The sequence below is a fragment of the Haemophilus sputorum CCUG 13788 genome (genome assembly GCF_000238795.1).
Taxonomy (GTDB): domain Bacteria; phylum Pseudomonadota; class Gammaproteobacteria; order Enterobacterales; family Pasteurellaceae; genus Haemophilus_A; species Haemophilus_A sputorum.
Genome location: NZ_AFNK01000031.1, coordinates 192534 through 208817 on the forward strand (window position 1 = coordinate 192534; position 16284 = coordinate 208817).

The 16284-nt window shown below is 40.2% G+C and carries 21 protein-coding genes and 2 tRNA genes; 10 read left to right on the top strand and 13 right to left on the bottom strand.

All coding sequences use genetic code 11. The features are described 5' to 3' along the window. Positions 1-3 precede the first annotated feature (3 nt). The 7 genes from HSP_RS0104380 to fucO all read left to right on the top strand — a co-directional run bounded on the left by HSP_RS0104380 (position 4) and on the right by fucO (position 8072). Positions 4-747 carry a DeoR/GlpR family DNA-binding transcription regulator gene (locus tag HSP_RS0104380; RefSeq protein ID WP_007526156.1) on the top strand — a complete coding sequence of 248 codons (744 nt, stop codon included), beginning with the start codon at positions 4-6 and terminating at the stop codon, positions 745-747. A 218-nt stretch (positions 748-965) separates the two neighbouring features. Continuing rightward, positions 966-2732 carry an L-fucose isomerase gene (gene fucI, locus HSP_RS0104385; protein ID WP_007526145.1) on the top strand — a complete coding sequence of 589 codons (1767 nt, stop codon included), beginning with the start codon at positions 966-968 and terminating at the stop codon, positions 2730-2732. 197 nt (positions 2733-2929) lie between these two features. Next, positions 2930-4363 carry an L-fuculokinase gene (fucK, locus tag HSP_RS0104390; protein ID WP_007526158.1) on the top strand — a complete coding sequence of 478 codons (1434 nt, stop codon included), beginning with the start codon at positions 2930-2932 and terminating at the stop codon, positions 4361-4363. Between the two features lie 20 nt (positions 4364-4383). Beyond that, positions 4384-4818 carry an L-fucose mutarotase gene (gene fucU, locus HSP_RS0104395; RefSeq protein ID WP_007526144.1) on the top strand — a complete coding sequence of 145 codons (435 nt, stop codon included), beginning with the start codon at positions 4384-4386 and terminating at the stop codon, positions 4816-4818. A gap of 61 nt (positions 4819-4879) precedes the next feature. Continuing rightward, entirely contained in the window at positions 4880-5527 is a 648-nt protein-coding gene (fucA, locus tag HSP_RS0104400; protein WP_007526130.1) for an L-fuculose-phosphate aldolase, read from the top strand. A gap of 40 nt (positions 5528-5567) precedes the next feature. Next, positions 5568-6854 carry an L-fucose:H+ symporter permease gene (gene fucP / locus HSP_RS0104405; RefSeq protein WP_007526119.1) on the top strand — a complete coding sequence of 429 codons (1287 nt, stop codon included), beginning with the start codon at positions 5568-5570 and terminating at the stop codon, positions 6852-6854. A gap of 66 nt (positions 6855-6920) precedes the next feature. Beyond that, on the top strand, positions 6921-8072 hold the full coding sequence (gene fucO / locus HSP_RS0104410; RefSeq protein ID WP_007526160.1) for a lactaldehyde reductase: 1152 nt from the start codon (positions 6921-6923) through the stop codon (positions 8070-8072). A gap of 197 nt (positions 8073-8269) precedes the next feature. Here fucO and rplL read toward each other — a convergent pair whose 3' ends face one another. From rplL to rpsJ, 13 genes are all read right to left on the bottom strand, one after another. Continuing rightward, on the bottom strand, positions 8270-8638 hold the full coding sequence (rplL, locus tag HSP_RS0104415; RefSeq protein WP_007526124.1) for a 50S ribosomal protein L7/L12: 369 nt from the start codon (positions 8636-8638) through the stop codon (positions 8270-8272). Positions 8639-8692: 54 nt separating this feature from the next. After that, positions 8693-9187, bottom strand: a complete 495-nt coding sequence (gene rplJ / locus HSP_RS0104420; protein ID WP_007526136.1) for a 50S ribosomal protein L10 — start codon at positions 9185-9187, stop codon at positions 8693-8695. A 381-nt stretch (positions 9188-9568) separates the two neighbouring features. Then, on the bottom strand, positions 9569-9823 hold the full coding sequence (gene rpsQ / locus HSP_RS0104425) for a 30S ribosomal protein S17 (RefSeq protein ID WP_007526161.1): 255 nt from the start codon (positions 9821-9823) through the stop codon (positions 9569-9571). Next, positions 9823-10014 carry a 50S ribosomal protein L29 gene (gene rpmC / locus HSP_RS0104430; protein WP_005706394.1) on the bottom strand — a complete coding sequence of 64 codons (192 nt, stop codon included), beginning with the start codon at positions 10012-10014 and terminating at the stop codon, positions 9823-9825. Before rpmC ends, rpsQ begins: the two co-directional genes overlap by 1 nt. Next, positions 10014-10424: a 50S ribosomal protein L16 gene (gene rplP / locus HSP_RS0104435; RefSeq protein ID WP_007526149.1), complete on the bottom strand. Its 411-nt coding sequence runs from the start codon at positions 10422-10424 to the stop codon at positions 10014-10016. Before rplP ends, rpmC begins: the two co-directional genes overlap by 1 nt. Positions 10425-10437: 13 nt before the next feature. Further along, on the bottom strand, positions 10438-11145 hold the full coding sequence (rpsC, locus tag HSP_RS0104440) for a 30S ribosomal protein S3 (RefSeq protein ID WP_007526115.1): 708 nt from the start codon (positions 11143-11145) through the stop codon (positions 10438-10440). Between the two features lie 17 nt (positions 11146-11162). Beyond that, positions 11163-11495, bottom strand: a complete 333-nt coding sequence (rplV, locus tag HSP_RS0104445; protein WP_007526132.1) for a 50S ribosomal protein L22 — start codon at positions 11493-11495, stop codon at positions 11163-11165. Positions 11496-11505: 10 nt separating this feature from the next. Further along, positions 11506-11781: a 30S ribosomal protein S19 gene (rpsS, locus tag HSP_RS0104450; RefSeq protein ID WP_005539416.1), complete on the bottom strand. Its 276-nt coding sequence runs from the start codon at positions 11779-11781 to the stop codon at positions 11506-11508. 27 nt (positions 11782-11808) lie between these two features. After that, entirely contained in the window at positions 11809-12630 is an 822-nt protein-coding gene (gene rplB, locus HSP_RS0104455; protein WP_007526110.1) for a 50S ribosomal protein L2, read from the bottom strand. 19 nt (positions 12631-12649) lie between these two features. Continuing rightward, positions 12650-12955 carry a 50S ribosomal protein L23 gene (gene rplW, locus HSP_RS0104460; RefSeq protein WP_005706434.1) on the bottom strand — a complete coding sequence of 102 codons (306 nt, stop codon included), beginning with the start codon at positions 12953-12955 and terminating at the stop codon, positions 12650-12652. Then, entirely contained in the window at positions 12952-13554 is a 603-nt protein-coding gene (gene rplD / locus HSP_RS0104465; protein WP_005706452.1) for a 50S ribosomal protein L4, read from the bottom strand. The genes rplW and rplD overlap by 4 nt, the downstream gene beginning before the upstream one ends. 15 nt (positions 13555-13569) lie before the next feature. Next, entirely contained in the window at positions 13570-14202 is a 633-nt protein-coding gene (rplC, locus tag HSP_RS0104470; protein WP_007526117.1) for a 50S ribosomal protein L3, read from the bottom strand. Positions 14203-14227: 25 nt separating this feature from the next. Then, positions 14228-14539 (bottom strand): 30S ribosomal protein S10, encoded by a 312-nt coding sequence (rpsJ, locus tag HSP_RS0104475; RefSeq protein ID WP_001181005.1) that lies wholly within the window; start codon positions 14537-14539, stop codon positions 14228-14230. Between the two features lie 502 nt (positions 14540-15041). On the opposite strand from rpsJ, the gene HSP_RS10890 reads away from it, so the two are divergent. From HSP_RS10890 to HSP_RS0104490, 3 genes are all read left to right on the top strand, one after another. Next, on the top strand, positions 15042-15542 hold the full coding sequence (locus tag HSP_RS10890) for a TfoX/Sxy family protein (RefSeq protein WP_010676233.1): 501 nt from the start codon (positions 15042-15044) through the stop codon (positions 15540-15542). Positions 15543-15820: 278 nt separating this feature from the next. Then, positions 15821-15896: transfer RNA gene (locus HSP_RS0104485), tRNA-Phe, on the top strand. A gap of 5 nt (positions 15897-15901) precedes the next feature. Further along, positions 15902-15977, top strand: a tRNA-Asn gene (locus tag HSP_RS0104490). Positions 15978-16284 lie beyond the last annotated feature (307 nt).

Genomic DNA, 16284 nt, shown 5'->3' on the forward strand with positions numbered 1-16284 from the left:
CATATGGAAAAAAGACATGCCTTAATTTTGCGCTATTTAAATGAATTTGAGGAAGCAGGCTCAATGGAGCTAGCCGAAAATTTAGGCGTGTCGATTGAAACCATTCGCCGTGATTTAAATAAACTGGCTGAGCAGAATAAACTCTACCGTACCCATGGTGGCGCAATGAGCTTGCAAAATCAGAATATCGGACAATCATTTTCTACTCGAAGAAAATCTCATCACGATGGAAAAAAACATATTGCTGAACTCATTCGCGAAAAAGTTTTTGAAGATGCCGTTTTAGTGCTTGATGCCAGCTCAACGGCTTGGAACATTGCACAACGTTTACCAAATGTACCATGTAAAGTGATTACCAGTTCCATGCGCATTATTCACACCCTCGCGCACAAACCGCATATTGAAACCATTGCAACGGGAGGCATTTATTCAGAAAAGTTTGATGCTTTTTATGGCCCATTTGCGGAACATCTTTTTTCTCGACTCCATATTGATATGGCAATTTTTTCTTGCACGGGTATTTTTGAAGGTGCCATTTGGGAATCCAATCAAATTAACCTCTCTTTTAAACGCAAAATGTTGTCAATGAGCAAACAAAAATTTCTCGTTGCCGATCATTCTAAAATTGAACGCAAAGATGTCTTTAAGCTATGTGATTTAGCAGAAGTGGATGCTTTGTTTACCGATTTACCGATGGAAAGTACACTTTTAGACAAATACCAATCTCACACAAACATCATTTGGTAACCAAAAATATCCTATAAAAAACACAAATGCCCGTTTTGGTTGTATCTATTCCCAAACGGGCATTTAGTTTTCCACGTTTTCCCGTTACAAGCGGTCAAATTTGTGATCTGTTTCACAAATCCAAACACAAAACGGCGTTTTAATTCAAAAACTTTTCTTATTGTGAATAATAAACTTCAACGAAGTTATTTTTTTAAAACCAATCAGGAGAATTTTTTATGACAACTCTCAAATCAACTCCAGTAAAAATTGGTATCCGCCCAACCATTGACGGTCGCCGTTTAGGGGTGCGTGAATCGCTCGAAGATCAAACGATGAACATGGCTAAAGCCGTGGCAAATTTAATCAGCAGCGAAATCCGCCATACTAATGGAGATTTCGTGGAATGCGTGATTGCCGATACTTGTATCGGTGGTGTAGCAGAATCAGCTGCTTGTGCTGAAAAATTTAAACGTGAAAACGTAGGCGCGGTAATTACTGTAACCCCTTGCTGGTGCTACGGTTCTGAAACAATTGATATGGACCCTCATACGCCAAAAGCGATTTGGGGCTTTAACGGTACAGAACGCCCAGGTGCTGTTTATTTAGCAGCAGCACTTGCTGGCCATAACCAACTTGGTTTACCGGCTTTCTCAATTTATAGCCACGAAGTACAAGAAGCTGATGATCAATCTATCCCAGCTGATGTGCGTGAAAAACTCTTACGCTTTGCTCGTGCAGCTTTAGCTGTGGCAACTTTACGTGGTAAATCTTATCTTTCAATTGGTTCTGTTTCGATGGGTATTGCAGGCTCAATCGTAAACCAACCATTCTTCCAAGAATACTTAGGCATGCGCAACGAATATGTGGACATGTCTGAAATCACCCGCCGTATTGACCGTGGCATTTACGACCATGAAGAATACGAACTTGCACTTAAATGGGCTAACGAATACTGCATTGACGGTGTTGATGTAAACGCACCAGAAAATCAAATGAATGCCGAAGAAAGAGCAGAGTTACGTAAAACTTTAGTCAAAATGACCATCATCGCGCGCGATTTAATGGTAGGCAATCCAAAACTTGCTGAACTTAACTTTGGCGAAGAAGCATTAGGTCACAATGCGATTGCAGCAGGTTTCCAAGGTCAACGTCATTGGACAGACCATCGTCCAAATGGCGACTTTATGGAAGCGATGTTGAACTCAACTTACGACTGGAATGGTGTACGTCCTCCATACATTCTTGCAACTGAAAATGACAGCTTAAACGCAGTAAATATGTTGTTCGGTAACCTTTTAACCGGTCAAGCTCAAATCTTTGCTGACGTACGTACTTACTGGAGTGAAGACTCAGTAGAACGTGTAACCGGCTGGCGCCCAGAAAATGGTTTCATTCACTTAATCAACTCTGGTTCTGCAGCATTAGATGGTACTGGTCAACACAAAGATAAAGATGGTAACCCTGTTATCAAACCAGCATGGGAAGTGACCGAAGAAGATGGTAAACGTTGTTTAGAAAATACACGTTGGTGCCCTGCTGTGTATGAATACTTCCGTGGGGGCGGTTTATCTTCTCAATACCTCACCAAAGGTGGTATGCCATTTACAATGCACCGCATTAACTTTGTTAAAGGTGTAGGCCCTGTTCTTCAAATTGCAGAAGGTTGGTCAATCGAGTTACCTGAACATGTACACGATATCTTAAATAAACGTACCAATGAAACTTGGCCAACCACTTGGTTCGTGCCTCGCCTAAATGGTAAAGGTGCATTCAAAGATGTGTATTCTGTTATGGCAAACTGGGGTGCAAACCACTGTGTAGCAACTTACGGACACGTTGGTGCAGACTTGATTACCTTAGCTTCTATGCTTCGTATTCCAGTTAATATGCATAACGTGGAAGAAAAAGATGTCTTCCGTCCAAGTGCATGGAACATGTTTGGTCAAGACAAAGAAGGTCAAGATTATCGCGCTTGTGAAAACTTTGGCCCACTTTATAAATAATACGCAAGCGGTAAGAATTTGCGTATAAATTGCAAATTTCCTCAATAAACCCCTCTTTAAAAAAGAGGGGTTTGAGGAGATTTGAAAAGATGCTACTTAAACGATGAGGTTGAATTTTCTTCTACCACATCTCCCCTCTTCCTCGACACTCAAAGAGTGGGGTAAGTAGCATCCCTTTCAAACTTTAGGAGATAACCATGGCAATCGCATTTATCTTCGATTGTGGCGCAACCAATCTTCGCACCATTGCCATCAATGATGCAGGTAAAATTTTAAGTGCCCACCATCTACCTAATAACACTCAAACAGGCGCAGAAAGCGCAGAATTCCATATTTGGGATATTGACGAAATTTGGGGAAAACTTCTCTGTTGTGCTAAAAAAACTTTAGCTGAATTATCTGACGAACAACGTCAGGACATTGTCGGTATTTCCGTGACTACCTTTGGCGTAGATGGCGCTTTATTTGATAAAGATGGCTATCAGCTCTACCCGATTATCTCCTGGAAATGTCCACGTACCTTGCCAATTATGAACAACCTCGCCAACTATATTGACGTGGAAAAACTTTATCAACGCAACGGTGTAGGGCATTACAGCTTTAACACATTATTCAAATTACTTTGGCTCAAACAACATCAGCCAGAAGTTTATGCTAAAGCTTCAAGCTTTATGTTTATTTCTTCCATCCTCACATATCGCCTAACGGGCATTCAAAGTACCGACCGTACAATGGCTGGCACATCGATGATGACCAACATTGAACAGGACGATTGGGATAGTGAAGTTTTAACACTGCTCGGCTTAACCAAACAACATTTCCCACCAATGAAAAGTGCAGGTGAAGTGATTGGCGGATTAAAAACAGAGTTAGCCGCAGAACTTGGTTTAAATGCGGACATCCCTGTTATTTCTTGCGGACACGACACTCAATTTGCGATTTTGGGCTCAGGTGCCGATTACAATCAACCTGTTTTAAGCTCTGGTACTTGGGAAATCTTAATGGCTCGTACCCAACAAGCTAAACCTGAATGGCAATTTGCTCAACATGGATTAACCATTGAATTTGATAGCCAAGCAGGCTATTTCAACCCAGGTGTGCAATGGGTTGCATCTGGCATTATGGAATGGCTCGGCAAACGTTTCTTTGCCGACGTTGCAGGCACGGATGCCTATTACCGCACCATGATAGAAGAAGCGAAAGCAATTCCAGCCGGCGCAAATGGCGTGAGATTGATTGGCAATTTTGATGGAACAACCGAACAAATGGGCTCTATCGTTGGGCTGTCTATGCATACTCAACGCGGAGAAATCTATCGCGCAGGCTTAGAGTACATGGCTCACCGCTTGAAAAACGGGCTAGAACTTTTACAAAAAGTCGGTAACTTCAATGCTGAAAGCCTGATTTGCGTGGGTGGGGGTTCTAAAAATGCTTTATGGAATCAAATTCGTGCCGATGTGCTTAACTGCCCAATTGATGTGGTGGATTTCCCTGAAACCACGGTTTTAGGTGCAGCGATGTTTACTTTCTTCGGTGCAGGGCAATTTGACTCACCATTAGCCGCACAACAGGCAATGAAACCAAGTGTGACAAGAGTTGAGCCCTCAGAAAACAGCCAATATTACGGATAAATAATAAAAGGAGACACCCTATGTTAAAAGGCATCCACCCCGCGATTTCCCCAGAATTACTAAAAACCTTAGCAGAAATGGGACATGGCGACGAATTGGTCCTTTCTGATGCTCACTTTCCAGCGCATCAATTACATCACAAAGTAATTCGTGCTGATGGTGTTGACATCTCAACTTTATTGCTTGGCATTACCCCGCTGTTTGAATTCGACCAATACGTTGAAGCACCATTAGCAATGATGCAAGCGGTAGAAGGCGATAGCCTCGATCCAAGCGTAGAAGCTCGTTATTTAGAAGCTATCAAAAAAATTAACGGTACCGCACCAAAAGTAGAACGCGTCGAACGCTTTGCTTTTTATGAGCGTGCTAAAAAAACTTATGCCGTCGTAATCACAGGAGAAACTGCCAAATATGGCAATGTGATTATTAAGAAAGGCGTTACGCCTGTGGAATAACCCTACAAGCGGTCACAAATCTTAGAAATTTTACCAATCTTACAATAAAAAGGTGAATCAAATGAACCGACTAGAACTTTCCGAAAAAATTATTCATACCTGTTTAGAAATGACTCGTCTTGGTTTAAACCAAGGCACAGCAGGCAATGTGAGCGTACGTTATAAAGACGGTATGCTCATCACACCAACAGGAAAACCGTACGAACTCACTCGCCCAGAAGATATTGTTTACGTAGATAATAACGGTAAACATGAAGAAGGCAAACTTCCTTCAAGCGAATGGCAATTCCATTTGGCGGTTTACCAAGCGCGTCCTGAAGCGAATGCAGTTGTGCACAACCATGCTAGAAACTGTGCTGGGCTTTCTATTCTCGAAAAACCGATTCCGCCAATCCACTATATGATTGCAGTTGGTGGGACAGATCATATTCCTTGCGTACCTTATGCTACTTTCGGCACCCATGAATTAGCAGATTATGTCCGCGAAGGGATTAAAGAAAGCAAAGCTATTTTACTTTCACATCACGGTTTAATTGCTTGTGAAGAAAACCTTGATAAAGCCTTATGGTTAGCTCACGAAGTTGAAGTGTTAGCTTCATGGTATTTACAACTTTTAGCAACTGGTCTAGAAATTCCGCTTCTGAACAAAGATCAAATGGCAGTTGTACTTGAAAAATTTAAATCTTACGGATTACGTATTGAAGAATAATCCAAGGCAGTTCATATCTACTTAATATAAGGAAAATCTTATGAGCACCAAAGTTTTAGAAAAGAAATATCTTGTTCCCTTCATTTTAATTACGAGTTTATTTGCTCTATGGGGATTTGCTAATGATATTACCAACCCGATGGTTGCCGTATTCCAAACAGTAATGGAAATTCCAGCATCTGAAGCCGCACTTGTGCAATTTGCCTTCTATGGCGGTTACGGCACAATGGCAATCCCTGCCGCACTTTTTGCCAGCCGATATAGCTATAAAGCCGGCATTATGTTGGGGTTAGTACTCTATGCGATTGGTGCCTTCTTATTCTGGCCTGCCGCGAAATATGAAGTGTTCAATTTCTTCTTAATTTCACTTTATATCTTAACTTTCGGCTTGGCTTTCTTAGAAACCACAGCAAACCCTTATATTCTAGCTATGGGCGATCCACAAACTGCAACTCGTCGTTTGAACTTTGCACAATCTTTCAACCCACTAGGCTCAATTACAGGGATGTTCGTTGCCTCTCAATTAGTACTGACTAATTTAGAATCAGACAAACGCGATGCTGCAGGTAACTTAATTTTCCATACGCTTTCAGAAGCAGAAAAAATGGGTATTCGTACTCATGACTTAGCTGAAATTCGTGACCCTTATGTAGCACTAGGTTTTGTGGTAGTTGCCGTGCTTGTCATCATCGGTCTTTATAAAATGCCAGCAGTAAAAGTAGAAGAAGTTGCTCGTATCTCATTTAAAGAATCTTTTGGTCGCCTAATTCAAAAAGCGAAATATCGTGAAGGTGTGATTGCGCAAGTATTCTATGTAGGTGTGCAAATCATGTGCTGGACATTCATCGTACAGTACGCTGAGCGTTTAGGTTTCACTAAAGCGGAAGGTCAAAACTTTAACATTATTGCGATGGGTATCTTCATTGTGAGCCGTTTTGTCAGCACCAGTTTAATGAAATATCTGAAAGCTGAATTTATGTTAATGCTCTTTGCTATCGGCGGATTCTTCAGCATCTTAGGTGTCATTTTCATCGACGGAGTATGGGGCTTATATTGCTTAATCTTAACTTCAGGCTTTATGTCTCTCATGTTCCCAACTATCTACGGTATCGCTTTAGATGGCTTGAAAGAAGAGTCAACTTTAGGTGCAGCAGGTCTAGTAATGGCGATTGTGGGCGGTGCGTTAATGCCACCACTACAAGGTATGATCATTGACCAAGGCGTTATTATGGGCATCCCAGCTGTAAACTTCTCATTCATCTTACCTCTTATCTGTTTTGTAGTGATTACTATCTACGGTTACAGATGCTGGAAAGTCTTAAAATAAATTTCTGATGGCACAGGATGTGCCATCTTACCCTCTTCTTTAATTTGTAAAATCATGGAGTCTATTATGGCTAATCGAATCATTCTTAATGAAACCAGTTATCATGGTGCAGGCGCGATTGGACATCTTGTTGATGAAGTACGCAGTCGCCAATTCAAAAAAGCTTTTGTCGTAACTGACAAAGAATTAGTAAAATTCAAAGTTGTTGAGAAAGTTACCCGCTTGTTAGATGAAGCAGGCTTACCTTACGAGATCTTTGATGAAGTCAAAGCTAATCCAAGCGTAGAAGTGATTAAGCAAGGCGTAGAAAAATTTAAAGCTAGCGGCGCAGATTACTTAATTGCTATTGGTGGCGGTTCACCAATTGATAGCTCAAAAGCGATTGGGATTATTATCGACAACCCTGAATTTAGTGACGTATTATCACTCGAAGGTGTAGCGCCAACGCGTAATAAATGTGTACCGATTATCGCTATTCCAACTACTGCAGGTACTGCAGCTGAAGTGACAATTAACTACGTTATTACTGATGAAGAGAAAAAACGCAAATTCGTTTGTGTTGACGTGCATGATGTCCCAATTGTTGCATTAGTCGATCCAGAAATGATGGAAAGTATGCCAAAAGGTTTAACTGCAGCAACCGGTATGGATGCATTAACTCATGCCATTGAAGGCTACACCACCAAAGCAGCATGGGCATTAACCGATGCCTTACATTTAGAAGCTATTCGCTTAATTTCTAAATCTCTACGTGGTGCGGTAGCTAATACCAAAGAAGGCCGAGAAGGTATGGCGCTCGGTCAATATGTCGCAGGTATGGGCTTCTCAAATGTGGGATTAGGTATTGTGCATAGTATGGCTCACCCTCTTTCAGCTTACTATGACACACCACACGGCATCGCAAATGCAGTGTTATTACCTTATGTTTTAGCATTCAATGCACCGGCAACAGGTGAAAAATTCCGAGAAATTGCACGCGCAATGGGCGTTAAAGGCGTTGATAACATGAGCCAAGAAGAGTATCGTCAAGCTGCTATTGATGCAGTAAAACAACTCTCGCATGATGTTGGCATTCCAGAAAAATTACATATGATTGGTGTTAAAGAGGAAGATTTAGTTGCGCTTTCACAAGATGCATTAAACGATGTATGTACTGGAGGAAACCCAAGAGATTGTACAGCAGAAGAAATCTTAGAGATTTATAAAACTGCTTTCTAAAATCTAACATTAGCTAATCACTCATCATTGGCCCGTGCTGTAAAGTACGGGCTTTTTGATTCCGATACTCTTGTAGAAGATTTGCAAAGTCCTGATAAAAAACAACCGCTTGTTCTGGTAATAAAAACGAAAAAGCCGATGAGATAACTCATCGGCTTTTCCTAGAACCAAGAATTGGTTAAAAGTTAAATCAAAAATTATTTGATTTCTACTTTCGCGCCAGCTTCTTCTAATTCTTTTTTAAGAGCTTCAGCTTCTGCTTTAGAGATGCCTTCTTTTAATGCTGCTGGTGCAGATTCTACTAAGTCTTTAGCTTCTTTTAAGCCTAAACCTGTTGCACCACGTACTGCTTTGATTACTGCTACTTTGTTTGCACCAGCATCTGCTAATACTACATCGAATTCAGTTTTTTCTTCTACTGCCGCTGCGCCTGCCGCTGGAGCTGCTGCTACTGCTGCCGCTGCTGAAACACCGAATTTTTCTTCCATCGCAGAGATTAATTCAACGATTTCTGATACTGATTTAGAAGCGATAGCTTCAATGATTTGTTCGTTAGTTAATGACATAACAATCAATTCCTAAAGTAAATAAGTTAAACGATTTGAGAAAACGGCGGAAAATTATGCCGCTTCTGCTTCTAATTTGTCGCGTAATGCTGCAAGCGTGCGAGCAAGTTTGCCAGCTGCCGCTTCTTTCATTGTGCCCATTAAACGTGCAATTGCTTCTTCGTAAGTTGGTAATGTTGCCAAGAATTGAACATCTTGTGTTTTACCTTCAAAGGCTGCACCTTTAATTTCAAACTCTTTATTTGTTTTTGCAAATTCAGTGAACAAACGTGCTGCTGCACCTGGGTGTTCGTTAGAGAATGCAATAAGAGTTGGACCGGTGAACGTTTCTGCTAAACATTCGAATTCAGTGCCTTCTACCGCACGGCGTAATAAAGTATTACGAACCACGCGCATAGTTACACCTGCTTCACGTGCAGATTTACGTAATTCAGTCATTTTCTCAACTGTTACACCACGAGAATCCGCAACAACAGCTGAAAGGGCACCTTTGGCAGCTTCGTTTACTTCAGCAACAATTGCTTGTTTGTCTTGAAGATTTAATGCCATTGGTTTTAGCTCCTGATACACTTCGCTTTAAAAGCGAAATTACAAAAAATCCCAAAAATTAAACCGCTTACACGATATTTTTGAGGCTCTGGTGTCCAGAAGCAGAAAAATCTGTCTGTTCACCATCTACGTAGGTTAAATTAAGAGAGCTTACGCCCTCGCCTACGGTCTTAGATGAGGCTTAGAAAGGCTAAGCACCATCAAGTTCGCGGTTACCCGCAAATAGGTCGAATATGTTACTGAAATTGATTTACTTTGTAAAGTTAAAGATAGCTTTTTGAACAAGAATTAAAGCAAATAAAAATCCGCTTTAGCTAACATATTTAACCTTTTGCAAAAAACAAGCGGCATTACACCGCTTGTTTAATTTGCTAGATAGAATTAAGCAATCGCTTTTTCTACTACACGAACTAAAGTATGTGATTTAGTTTTTGAAACAGGACGACATTCCTTAATTTCAACTACATCACCTAATTTAGCTTCGTTGTTTTCATCGTGTACGTGTAATTTAGTCGTACGACGGATAAATTTACCGTATAACGGGTGTTTAACCGTGCGTTCGATTGCAACAACAAATGATTTATCCATTTTGTCGCTGATTACTTTACCTTGTACTGTACGAATTTTATCAGTCATTACTCACCCGCCTTTTCGGTTAATACAGTTTTAACTTGTGCAATACTACGACGCACTTGTTTTAACTGGTGGGTTTGTTGAAGCTGACCGGTGGCTGCTTGCATACGCAATTTGAATTGTTCACCTAAAAGGTTTACTAACTCAGCATTCAGCTCTTCAACATTTTTGTTACGTAGTTCTTGAGCTTTCATTACATCACCGTCTTAGTTACAAATGTGGTTTTCATAGGTAATTTCGCTGCTGCTAATGCAAATGCATTACGTGCGACTTCTTCAGAAACACCATCCATTTCATATAATACTTTACCCGGTTGGATTAAAGCTACCCAGTACTCAACGTTACCTTTACCTTTACCCATACGGACTTCTAATGGTTTTTCAGTAATTGGTTTGTCTGGGAACACGCGGATCCAGATTTTACCTTGACGTTTTACTGCACGAGTCATAGCACGACGAGCGGCTTCGATTTGACGTGCGGTTAAACGACCACGACCAACTGCTTTTAAACCGAATGTACCGAAGCTCACTTCAGTACCGCCCGCAATACCACGGTTACGGCCTTTGTGTACTTTACGGAATTTTGTGCGTTTTGGTTGTAACATTCAGTGATTCTCCTTATTTACGACCTTTGCCACGTGGCGCCTTTTTAGGCTGTGCCGCTGGTTCTTTTTCAGATTCAATCACTGCAGCCATACCACCAAGAACTTCACCTTTGAAGATCCACACTTTAACGCCGATTACGCCGTAAGTTGTGTGTGCTTCAGCAGTGTTATAATCGATGTCCGCACGAAGAGTATGTAGAGGTACACGACCTTCACGATACCATTCTGAGCGAGCAATTTCTGCACCACCTAAACGACCGCTAACTTCAACTTTGATACCTTTAGCACCTAAACGCATTGCGTTTTGCACTGCACGTTTCATTGCACGACGGAACATTACACGACGTTCAAGTTGAGATGCGATGCTATCTGCAACTAATTTTGCATCTAGCTCTGGTTTTTTCACTTCAGCAATGTTGATTTGCGCAGGAACGCCAGCAATTTTAGATACTGCGTTACGTAATTTTTCAACATCTTCGCCTTTTTTACCGATAACGATACCAGGACGAGCTGTGTGGATAGTTACACGAATGCTTTTTGCAGGACGTTCAATAGTGATACGAGATACTGAAGCGTTCGCTAACTCTTTGTTTAAGAATTTACGTACTTTGAAATCGCCGTCTAAATTATCAGCGAAATCTTGTGTATTCGCGAACCAAGTAGAGTTCCAAGGTTTAACAATACCAAGGCGAATACCATTAGGATGTACTTTCTGACCCATTGTTATTCTCCTACTGATTAACGATCTGATACAACCACAGTGATGTGGCTAGTACGTTTTAAAATACGATCTGCACGACCTTTCGCACGTGGCATAACACGTTTCATGCTTGGACCTTCATCAACGAAAATCTTAGCAACTTTAAGATCGTCTACATCTGCACCGTCATTGTGCTCTGCGTTTGCGATAGCGGATTCTAATACTTTCTTAACTAAAGCAGCTGCTTTTTTGTTAGTGAAAGTTAAAATTTCTAATGCAACAGAAACTTTTTTACCGCGAATTAAATCAGCAACTAAGCGAGCTTTTTGGGCAGAAGTACGAGCGTAACGATGTTTAGCAATAGTTTCCATCTTTTACCTCTTATTTCTTAGCTTTCTTATCTGCGGCATGACCGCGGTATGTACGAGTCGGTGCAAATTCACCTAATTTATGACCGATCATTTCGTCTGATACATAAACTGGAACGTGCTGACGACCATTATGGACTGCGATGGTCAAACCAATCATTGATGGAATGATCATTGAACGACGGGACCAAGTTTTAATTGGTTTTTTATCCCCGCTTTCCACCGCCTTCTCTACCTTCTTCAACAAGTGTAGGTCAAGGAAAGGACCCTTCTTGAGAGAACGTGGCATGGGTTATCCTCTTTTTAATGAATAAAATTATTTGCCACGACGACGTACGATGTATTTATCAGTACGTTTGTTGTGACGAGTTTTCTTACCTTTGGTTTGAACGCCCCAAGGTGTAACTGGATGTTTACCAAAGTTACGGCCTTCACCACCACCATGTGGGTGGTCTACTGGGTTCATTGCAGTACCACGAACTGTTGGGCGAACGCCTCTCCAGCGGTTAGCACCTGCTTTACCAAGTACGCGAAGCATATGTTCTGAGTTACCTACTTCACCGATGGTTGCAGTACACTCAGCTAAGACTTTACGCATTTCGCCTGAACGAAGACGTAAAGTTACATAGTTACCTTCACGAGCAATAATTTGTACATATGCGCCTGCAGAACGTGCAATTTGACCACCTTTACCAGGTTTTAATTCCACGTTGTGTACAGTTGTACCAACTGGGATATTACGCATAGGTAATGCGTTACCAACTTTAATTGGAGCTGAAGCGCCTGCTTGAATCGTATCACCAGCAGATAAACCTTTTGGTGCTAAGATATAACGACGTTCACCATCTTTATAAAGAACTAACGCGATGTTAGCAGAACGGTTTGGATCGTACTCTAAACGCTCAACTACCGCTGGGATTTCTAACTTATTACGTTTGAAATCGATTAAACGATAGTGTTGTTTATGACCACCACCGATATGACGAGTGGTAATACGACCTAAGTTGTTGCGACCACCAGTTTTAGATTTAGTATCTAAAAGTGCTGCAAAAGGTTTCCCTTTGTGAAGTTCTGCATTAACAACTTTAACTACATGACGACGACCAGCGGAGGTCGGCTTACATTTAACGATAGCCATAGTTTTCTATTCCTCCGAATTACTCTGCCGCACCTTCAACGAAGTCAAGTGATTGACCTTCTTGAAGAGTTACATAAGCTTTTTTCCAGTCACTACGACGACCTGATTTTGCACCGTGACGTTTAGTTTTACCTTTAACAACCACTGTACGTACAGAATCAACTTTAACTTCGAAAAGTGCTTCAACCGCATTTGCAATTTCTACTTTATTAGCATCTAATGCAACTTTAAATACGATTGTGTTACCTTTTTCAGCATTATTTGTCGCTTTCTCAGAGATATGAGGTGCTTTAAGCACTTTTAGCAAACGTTCTTGTTGAATCATGCTAGCATCTCCTCAATTTGTTTTACTGCATCAACAGTTACAACCACTTTATCGAAAGCAATTAAGCTAACTGGGTCGATTGCTTGCACATCACGAACATCTACTTTGTATAAGTTACGTGCTGCTAAGAATAGATTTTCATCTAAATTTGCAGTAATGATTAAAGCGTCAGTTAACGCCATCTCTTTTAATTTTTGTGCTAAAACTTTAGTTTTTGGCGCATCAATTTCGAATTTTTCAACAACCACTAAACGGTCTTGACGAACTAATTCAGAAAGAATGCTTTTAATTGCACCACGGTACATTTTTTTGTTCACTTTTTGGCTGTGATCTTGTGGTTTCGCTGCGAAAGTGATACCACCTGAACGCCAGATTGGTGATTTGATATCACCTGAACGAGCACGACCTGTACCTTTTTGACGCCAAGGTTTTTTACCTGAACCAGACACTTCTGCACGAGTTTTTTGTGCGCGTGAACCTTGACGAGCACCTGCTGCATATGCAACAACTACTTGGTGGATTAACGCTTCGTTAAACTCACGTCCGAAGGTAGTTTCAGAAACAGTGAGTGCGTTTGCACCTACAACTTGTAATTCCATCTCTATCTCCTAGACTTATGCTTTAACTGCTGGTTTAACAATAACATCACTATTAGTAGCACCAGGAACAGCACCTTTAACTAATAATAATTTACGCTCAGCATCTACACGAACAACTTCTAGTGATTGAACGGTTACACGCTCAGCACCTAAGTGTCCAGCCATTTTTTTACCTTTAAACACACGACCTGGAGTTTGGTTTTGACCAATAGAACCAAGTACACGATGTGATAAAGAGTTACCGTGTGTAGCATCTTGAGTACGGAAGTTCCAACGTTTAACACCACCTTGGAAGCCTTTACCTTTAGAAGTACCAGTAACATCAACTTTTTTAACATCAGTGAAGATGTCAACATTGATTTCTTGACCTAAAGTGAATTCTTGTGATTCACCTTCAGTACGAAATTCCCATAAACCGCGACCAGCTTCAACACCTGCTTTCACGAAATGGCCTGCTTCTGGCTTAGTTACACGACTTGCTTTTTTAGAGCCAGTAGTAACTTGAATTGCAGAATAGCCATCGTTTTCAAGGGTTTTAACTTGAGTAACACGGTTGGCTTCGATTTCGATAACGGTAACTGGAATAGACACGCCGTCTTCAGTGAAAACGCGGGTCATACCAACTTTACGACCGATTAAACCAATCATTGTAATAACCTCTTAAAATTCCCAATTAACCTAGACTAATCTGAACGTCAACGCCAGCAGCTAGATCTAAACGCATTAATGCATCAACAGTTTTTTCTGTTGGTTCAACAATATCAACTAAACGTTTGTGAGTACGGATTTCATATTGGTCACGCGCATCTTTGTTAACGTGTGGAGAAATCAATACCGTGAAACGTTCTTTACGAGTTGGTAAAGGAATTGGACCACGAACTTGTGCACCAGTACGTTTAGCTGTTTCTACGATCTCCGCTGTTGATTGATCGATTAAACGATGATCAAATGCTTTTAAGCGGATACGGATTCTTTGGTTCTGCATTAGACCAGAGCTCCAATTTTAAAATTTAGCTAATAGAAAGACCAAACTAACACTTAGAGATAATCTACTAAGGTAGCTCAGCCACACATGTTATAGTTCCAAGATTAGGAACATTATACGCACTATCAAATTGATAGCGCCGTTTAGTAAATGATTACACTAAACGACTAAAAATGACTTGCCTAAAAGGCTCACATCTAAAGTGGGTAAACTATACGCAAAAAGCCTTCTAAAAGCAAGCCTTTTTATAAAAATTTATTGATTTCTTAGTTAAGAACTCCTTTAAATAGATTAGATACAGTCCCCCAGTATTCATTATTACATCAAAACTTCATTTGAAGTTAATCAATAATTATTAAAATTCTCCTATTTCGTAAGAAATTTATCATAACTTTTCGATCAAGTTCACAAATCAGAAATTTTATTGTTGAACATACACAAATGTTTCGGTAATTATTGTGCGCTAATTTATATCTACACCTATGAATAAAAGGAAATCCATATGAAATCTGTTAATGAGTTAAAAGCTCCACTTTCTGCTATTTTTACTCCACTGATTGGCGAGTTCAGAATAAAGACCTATTTTTCTTACTACGGAATTTTTAAAGATAAAATTATGCTTGCACTATACAAAGATGAACAACTTTATCTTCGTATAGCCAAAACAGATTTAGAAGAGATTAAATTACTACCAAATACATTGCTATTAGAAGATCCAAATGTAGGCTTGGCAACGAAATCCTTTTATAAGATACCTTCAGAATTTTGGGAAAGCACTAATTTCGCACAATGGGTAAAAAATATTATTCATCAAATACAGTCTGAACAAGAAGCTATCTTAGCCAAACAACGTTCACAAATTCGTTCATTACCTAATATGAATATCAATTTAGAAAAAATGCTTAAACGGGTAGGTATTTGTTCTGTCGATGATTTAAGAAATACTGGTGAAATCGCAACTTTTATTAAACTAATTGAAATCGGTATTGATGGTTCTGATTAACTACTATTTAGACTACACGGCGCAATCCATTCTCAAAATATTTATTCTTTTAGTCACGAGAAGAAAATGGCGCTTCTTCAAGAAGCTAACCAAGCTTTCTATAAAGTAGGATTGCGCCATCGATTCAGGTTACCTAAAGTATAACCCCTCTATCTTGATGAATAAAAGCCCAATATGTATAAAAACAGATCAAATAAAACATTTTTTTCATTTTTTGAAAAAAAGTGTTTGACGAACCTAAACTTAATCGGCATAATGCGCCCCGTAAACGACGAGTTGCCTCGATAGCTCAGTCGGTAGAGCAGGGGATTGAAAATCCCCGTGTCGGTGGTTCGATTCCGCCTCGAGGCACCATCTTTTCCTCCTTAGTTCAGTCGGTAGAACGGTGGACTGTTAATCCATATGTCGCAGGTTCGAGTCCCGCAGGAGGAGCCATATTGATAGCCCTGATGAAATTTTTCATCAGGGTTTTTCTTTTTATAAAATAAAAATTCTTATTCTTAAGCTTTTTTAAATAAATACTTTTATTCTTATGAGGAAAAGGAGTATTATTAAGCAAAATAATAACAACAATGATTCCTCAAATATCGTCAATTCTTTTGCGACATCGCGCCCACCGTGATGTCGCTTTTTTATCTGCTTGAAGAATTCCGCCAAAGCCCCCTGTTTTTCTGTATAATAACCGCATTCGACCGTCCTACAAGCGGTCATTATTTCCTTATTTTTTGCAAAAAGAGTGCAC

Bases quoted from the DNA above. Each gene is read 5' to 3' on its own strand.
- HSP_RS0104380 (WP_007526156.1), top strand. From the start codon at position 4: ATGGAAAAAAGACATGCCTTAATTTTGCGCTATTTAAATGAATTTGAG.
- fucI (WP_007526145.1), top strand. From the start codon at position 966: ATGACAACTCTCAAATCAACTCCAGTAAAAATTGGTATCCGCCCAACC.
- fucK (WP_007526158.1), top strand. From the start codon at position 2,930: ATGGCAATCGCATTTATCTTCGATTGTGGCGCAACCAATCTTCGCACC.
- fucU (WP_007526144.1), top strand. From the start codon at position 4,384: ATGTTAAAAGGCATCCACCCCGCGATTTCCCCAGAATTACTAAAAACC.
- fucA (WP_007526130.1), top strand. From the start codon at position 4,880: ATGAACCGACTAGAACTTTCCGAAAAAATTATTCATACCTGTTTAGAA.
- fucP (WP_007526119.1), top strand. From the start codon at position 5,568: ATGAGCACCAAAGTTTTAGAAAAGAAATATCTTGTTCCCTTCATTTTA.
- fucO (WP_007526160.1), top strand. From the start codon at position 6,921: ATGGCTAATCGAATCATTCTTAATGAAACCAGTTATCATGGTGCAGGC.
- rplL (WP_007526124.1), bottom strand. From the start codon at position 8,638: ATGTCATTAACTAACGAACAAATCATTGAAGCTATCGCTTCTAAATCA.
- rplJ (WP_007526136.1), bottom strand. From the start codon at position 9,187: ATGGCATTAAATCTTCAAGACAAACAAGCAATTGTTGCTGAAGTAAAC.
- rpsQ (WP_007526161.1), bottom strand. From the start codon at position 9,823: ATGACTGATAAAATTCGTACAGTACAAGGTAAAGTAATCAGCGACAAA.
- rpmC (WP_005706394.1), bottom strand. From the start codon at position 10,014: ATGAAAGCTCAAGAACTACGTAACAAAAATGTTGAAGAGCTGAATGCT.
- rplP (WP_007526149.1), bottom strand. From the start codon at position 10,424: ATGTTACAACCAAAACGCACAAAATTCCGTAAAGTACACAAAGGCCGT.
- rpsC (WP_007526115.1), bottom strand. From the start codon at position 11,145: ATGGGTCAGAAAGTACATCCTAATGGTATTCGCCTTGGTATTGTTAAA.
- rplV (WP_007526132.1), bottom strand. From the start codon at position 11,495: ATGGAAACTATTGCTAAACATCGTTACGCTCGTACTTCTGCCCAAAAA.
- rpsS (WP_005539416.1), bottom strand. From the start codon at position 11,781: ATGCCACGTTCTCTCAAGAAGGGTCCTTTCCTTGACCTACACTTGTTG.
- rplB (WP_007526110.1), bottom strand. From the start codon at position 12,630: ATGGCTATCGTTAAATGTAAGCCGACCTCCGCTGGTCGTCGTCATGTA.
- rplW (WP_005706434.1), bottom strand. From the start codon at position 12,955: ATGATTCAACAAGAACGTTTGCTAAAAGTGCTTAAAGCACCTCATATC.
- rplD (WP_005706452.1), bottom strand. From the start codon at position 13,554: ATGGAATTACAAGTTGTAGGTGCAAACGCACTCACTGTTTCTGAAACT.
- rplC (WP_007526117.1), bottom strand. From the start codon at position 14,202: ATGATTGGTTTAATCGGTCGTAAAGTTGGTATGACCCGCGTTTTCACT.
- rpsJ (WP_001181005.1), bottom strand. From the start codon at position 14,539: ATGCAGAACCAAAGAATCCGTATCCGCTTAAAAGCATTTGATCATCGT.
- HSP_RS10890 (WP_010676233.1), top strand. From the start codon at position 15,042: ATGAAATCTGTTAATGAGTTAAAAGCTCCACTTTCTGCTATTTTTACT.